The following is a 3,335-nucleotide window of genomic DNA, read 5'->3' as shown; positions in this document are numbered from 1 at the left end:
CTGGGTCGAGCACAATGTTGATGATATCTGGGGCTCGGTGAAGCGCACCGTCCGTCAGGCATTGATCAACACCAATATCGGCGCCGAGCAGGTGGCTGCGATCGGTATCACCAACCAGCGTGAGACCACCATCGTCTGGGATCGCAAGACGGGTGTGCCGATTCACAATGCCATTGTCTGGCAGGATCGCCGCACACATGAGTATTGCCGTGAACTGACGGAAGCCGGTTACGGCGACATGATTCAGCGCAAGACCGGTCTACTGATTGATCCGTACTTCTCCGCGACCAAGCTACGCTGGCTTCTCGAGAATGTTGAAGGTGCCCGCGCGCGCGCCGAGAAGAGCGAACTAGCCTTCGGTACCGTCGATAGCTATCTGATCTGGAAGCTGACCAGCGGTGAGCGTCACGTCACCGATGCCACCAATGCCTCGCGTACCTGCCTGTTCAACATTGTTGAGCAATGCTGGGACACAGAGTTGCTGGAACTGTTCGGAATTCCTGAAAACATGCTGCCGAGCGTGCTCGACTCCAGTGATGATTTCGGTACGACGGATCCTCAGCTGTTCGGTGCTGCCATGCCGATTCGCGGTGTCGCGGGTGATCAGCAGGCGGCGTTGGTAGGCCAGGCTTGCTTCACGCCTGGCATGAGCAAAAGTACCTATGGCACCGGCTGTTTCATGATCATGAATACCGGTGAGAACATGGAGCTCTCCAAGAACCGCCTGCTCACCACCGTTGGCTATCGCCTGAATGGCAAGCCAACCTTTGCCATGGAAGGCAGCATCTTCGTGGCCGGTGCGACGGTTCAGTGGCTGCGTGATGGCCTGAAGCTATTCTCCGATGCCTCTGAGACTGAGCCGCTAGCGCGTGCCGCCAAGGCCGAACATGGCGTTTACATGGTGCCGGCCTTTACCGGACTGGGAGCGCCGCACTGGGACCCGCAGGCACGTGGCGCGATTCTCGGCCTGACTCGTGGTACCGGTATTACCGATATCGTGGCGGCTGGTCTCCAGTCGGTCTGTTATCAGACGCGTGACCTGCAGGAGTGCATGCTGCGTGATGTCACTATCAATTGCGCGAATTTGCGTGTCGATGGTGGCATGGTCAGCAATAACTGGGTGATGCAGTTCTTGTCCGACATGTTGGGTGTCAAGGTGGACCGCCCGCGTGTCCTTGAGACAACCGCGCTGGGTGTGGCTTATCTGGCTGGCCTACACATTGGCTGGTACGAAAGCCTGGAGCAGATCAGCGAGCTGTGGCACTGCGAGCGTACCTTCTCACCACAGATGGATGAGGAGCAGCGCGAGCGTCTGTATGCCGGTTGGCTGGAAGCGGTAGAGAGGGTGAAAAGCGACGGAGCTCACTGATCATGTGGACTGAAGTCATGACAGGCGAGTTTCTCGGCTGTCTGTTTCTCATTCTGTTCGGCGGCGGTGTGGTCGCCAACGTGTTATTGACGGACACCAAGGGTAACGGCTCCGGCTGGATCGTGATCACGACCGGCTGGGGCTTTGCCGTGATGATCGGTGTCTTCGTGGCCATCTCCACGGGGTCGCCTCAGGCTGATATCAACCCGGCAGTGACGCTGGCCAAGTATTTGCTGGGAGTGCATGCCGACCTGCTCGAAGTGGCACGGCTAGTGGTCGCTCAGATGCTGGGCTGCTTTACCGGTGCTGTACTGGTGTGGCTAGCCTATCTGCCACACTGGAAGCGTACGGGTGATGTAGGGCTCAAGCGGGCAGTATTCTGCACTGATCCGGCGATAGAGTGCCGATTGGGCAACATGCTCAGTGAAGTGATTGGCACTGTGGTGCTGATCTTTGGTATTGGTGCGATCGCGGGGGCTGGCACCATCAGCCCCGGACTGCTGCCGTATCTTGTCGGCATGCTGGTGTGGGCGATTGGGCTCTCGCTGGGCGGCACGACGGGCTACGCCATCAATCCGGCACGTGATCTTGGGCCGCGAATTGCCCACTCATTACTGCCTATTCATGGTAAGGGAAGTTCTGGCTGGGGATATGCCTGGGTGCCGATAGTCGGTCCTTTGATGGGCGCGTTGATCGCTGCTGCCATGTGGCATCTGTTGCTGTAACCCCTTCTGTCGCAAGTGGCTGGAGCCACCTCGTCAGCTGTGGCAATGTAACGCCTCCTTCGCCGTCACTCGACGGGGCGAAGTCTTTATACCCGTGTGCTGACATTCCTGTCTGGGGGAGCGATGCCGCGACCTTTCTCGGGGCTGGAAGACACAGTGGGTGGTGGATGGGGACAAGTGACGGAGGTCATCTGGCATGTGGACTGACGTCATGACGGGCGAATTTCTGGGTACCACGCTCATGATCCTGCAGGGCGGCGGAGTTGTCGCCAATGCGATGCTGCGCAAGACCAAGGGAGCCGGTTCCAGCTGGTTGATGATCAATGCCGGCTGGGGCTTTGCGGTGATGGTCGGGGTGCTGGTATCGACCTCGACAGGCTCTCCCTACGGAGATCTCAATCCAGCGGTCACCCTGGCCAAGTATCTGCTGGGCGTGCATGCAAGCGAGCTCAAGGTAGCCAGGATGATGCTGGCGGAGATGCTGGGATGCTTCACCGGGGCCGTGCTGGTGTGGGCGGCGTATTATCCCCACTGGAAGGTGACCCGTGACCCGCTGCGCAAGCGCGCGGTCTTCTGTACCGATCCGGCAGTCGATTCCCGATTGGCGAATGTCGTCAGTGAGGCGATCGCGACGGTGGTGCTCGTCTTCGCTATCGGCAGCATGGTCAACAGCGAGCTGATCACTGATCGGGTATTGCCGTATCTCATCGGGGCACTGGTGTGGGCCATCGGTCTGTCACTGGGTGGCCCGACCGGCAATGCGATGAATCCGGCGCGCGATCTTGCGCCACGTTTCGCGCATTGGCTTCTGCCGATTCCCGGCAAGGGCAGTTCCGGCTGGGGGTATGCCTGGGTGCCGATCGCCGGCCCCTTGTTGGGGGCGGCTGTGGCCGCGGGACTGCGATGGGTATTGTTTTGACGCCCCGTTGCTTTGTGATGTCGCTTGCGCGGCGCTGAGGGCGTGAAGAAGTGAAGACGTGATGAAGTGAGGCGGTGCCGGCATGGACTGGCACCGCCTCGCGCGTTCTCGGGGGAGGATCGGTGGCCCCGGTGAGACGTCTGAAAGAAGGCGCATACGGCAAGTATCGCGATGCTGCTCAGGCGAGAAATTTTTTTTATCATCAGGGGGTTGCATCAAAACGGAAGATAAGTAGAATACGTCTCCGCTGACAAGGCAAAACGTTTTGCAACACAGTGCTACCTTGTTTGGCACGCTGATATAGGACCATAGCTCAGTTGGT

Annotated in this window: 3 protein-coding genes; all 3 read left to right on the top strand. The window is 59.0% G+C overall.

The window, feature by feature from the left end:
- Nucleotides 1-1,369 (top strand): glycerol kinase GlpK (glpK, locus tag BF12_RS0117830; protein ID WP_024953440.1); only part of this gene is annotated, 1,369 nt, incomplete at its 5' end.
- A gap of 2 nt (nt 1,370-1,371) precedes the next feature.
- Complete coding sequence (locus BF12_RS0117825; RefSeq protein ID WP_024953439.1) at nt 1,372-2,094, top strand: MIP/aquaporin family protein; 723 nt, start codon at nt 1,372-1,374, stop codon at nt 2,092-2,094.
- 196 nt (nt 2,095-2,290) lie between these two features.
- Complete coding sequence (locus tag BF12_RS0117820) at nt 2,291-3,013, top strand: MIP/aquaporin family protein (protein ID WP_024953438.1); 723 nt, start codon at nt 2,291-2,293, stop codon at nt 3,011-3,013.
- Nucleotides 3,014-3,335: the final 322 nt, after the last annotated feature.

It is taken from the genome of Cobetia crustatorum (assembly GCF_000591415.1).
Taxonomy (GTDB): domain Bacteria; phylum Pseudomonadota; class Gammaproteobacteria; order Pseudomonadales; family Halomonadaceae; genus Cobetia; species Cobetia crustatorum.
Note: the sequence above shows the minus strand (reverse complement) of the source record. Positions and strands in the feature narration are given on the sequence as shown.